The organism is Actinoalloteichus spitiensis RMV-1378, assembly GCF_000239155.1.
GTDB classification, from domain to species: Bacteria; Actinomycetota; Actinomycetes; order Mycobacteriales; family Pseudonocardiaceae; genus Actinoalloteichus_B; species Actinoalloteichus_B spitiensis.
The window spans coordinates 1-1,985 of the sequence record NZ_AGVX02000267.1; the positions used below are offsets into that span (position 1 = coordinate 1).

General features: G+C 69.3%; 1 protein-coding gene. It reads right to left on the bottom strand.

Translation table 11 applies throughout. From position 1 onward, the window contains the following. Window positions 1-1,985 (bottom strand): molybdopterin-dependent oxidoreductase (locus ACTIDRAF_RS0212920; protein ID WP_016699161.1); only part of this gene is annotated, 1,985 nt, incomplete at both ends.

Here is a 1,985-nt window from a genome sequence, read left to right on the forward strand (position 1 = left end):
GTCCATCGGCTCGGTGGAGCCGGCGAGCCGTTCCCGGATGCGCCGCCCGAGGTGGTAGATGAACCACATGTCGCTGCGGGCCTCGCCGTCGGGTTCCTTCGCCTGGTGCTTCCACTGCAACAGCCGGTTGGTGTTGGTGAAACTGCCGGACTTCTCGATGTGCGCGGCCGCGGGGAAGAAGAACACCTCGGTGCCGATCTCGGTGCTGCGCAGCTCACCGGTCTCGATCTCGGGTCCGTCCTGCCACCACGTCGCGCTCTCGATGAGGGAGAAGTCCCGCACCACCAACCAGTCCAGGTTGGCCATGCCCAGCCGCTGCATGCGGGAGTTCGCCGAGCCCACCGCCGGGTTCTCGCCGAGCAGGAAGTAGCCACGGCAGATGCCGTCCCGCTGGGCCATCACCGTGTCGTAGGTGCTGTGCCCGCCGGTCAACCGGGGCAGGTAGTCGAAGCAGTAGTCGTTCTCCTCGGTGGCCGCCGGCCCCCACCAGGCCTTGAGCAGGCTGACCACGTAGGCCCGCATGTTCGCCCAGTAGCCCTTGTCGGCGGCGTCGGAGGAGATGAAGTGGTCCAGGTCCTCGTGCAGGTGGGCGTGCGGCATCGGGATGTAGCCGGGCAGCAGGTCGAAGAGGGTCGGGATGTCGCTGGAACCCTGGATGCTGGCGTGTCCCCGCAGCGCCAGGATGCCCCCGCCGGGGCGACCGATGTTGCCCAGCAGCAGCTGGAGGATCGAGGCCGCGCGGATGTACTGGGCGCCGACGCTGTGCTGGGTCCAACCCACGGCGTAGGCGAACGCCGTGGTGCGGTCGCGTCCCGAGTTGCTGGTGATCTCCTCGCAGACCCGCAGGAACTTCTCCCGGGGGATCCCGCACACCTGTTCCACCATCTCCGGGGTGTAGCGGGCGTAGTGCCGGCGCAGGACCTGGAAGACGCAGCGCGGGTGTTGGAGGGTTTCGTCGCGGAGCGGGTCCCCGTGCAGCGCGGGACCGCCGAAGCCGTGCGACTCCGGGTGACCGGAGGCCTGCACGTCCCGGCCGGGAAACCTCGGGGAGTCGACGCCGCGTTTCCCCGCCGCCGAGGCGACGCGCACGCCCTCGTACTGCCAGGAGTCGACGTCGTAGGTGCCGTCCTCGCGGTCGAACCCGCCGAAGAGCCCCCCGAGGTCCTCGGTGTCCTGGAAGTCCTCGTGGACCAGCATCGCCGCGTTGGTGTAGTTGAGCACGTAGTCGTGGAAGTACTTCCCCGTGCTCAGGACGTGGTTGATGATGCCGCCCAGGAAGGCGATGTCGGTCCCGGCCCGGATGGGGACGTAGAGGTCGGCCAGCGCGCTGGTGCGGCTGAACCGGGGGTCGACGTGGATGACCGTGGCGCCCCGGGCCTTGGCCTCCATGACCCACTGGAACCCCACCGGGTGGGCCTCGGCGAAGTTCGACCCCTCGATGACGATGCAGTCCGAGTGCTGGAGGTCCTGCAGGTAGGTGGTGCCGCCACCCCGGCCGAAGGACGTGCCCAGCCCGGCCACCGTGGAGCTGTGGCACACCCGGGCCTGGTTCTCCACCTGGACGATGCCCAGCGCGGTGAACAGCTTCTTGATGAGGTAGTTCTCCTCGTTGTCCAGCGTCGCCCCGCCCAGGCTGGCGATGCCGAGGGTGCGTCGGGTACGAACCCCGTCGACGTCCTCCTGCCAGTTCTCCCGCCGCGTTCTGATCACCCGCTCGGCCACCATGTCCATGGCCGTCTCCAGGTCGAGACGTTCCCACTCGGTGCCGTACGGCCTGCGGTACAGCACCTCGTGCCGCCGCGCGGACCCGGTGGTCAGCTGGAGGCTCGCCGAGCCCTTGGGGCACAGCCGGCCCCGGCTGACCGGCGAGTCCGGGTCGCCCTCGATGTGGGTGACGCGGCCGTCCTGGACGTAGACGTTCTGACCGCAGCCGACCGCGCAGTAGGGGCAGATCGACTTGGCCACCCTGTCGGCCGTCGCCACCC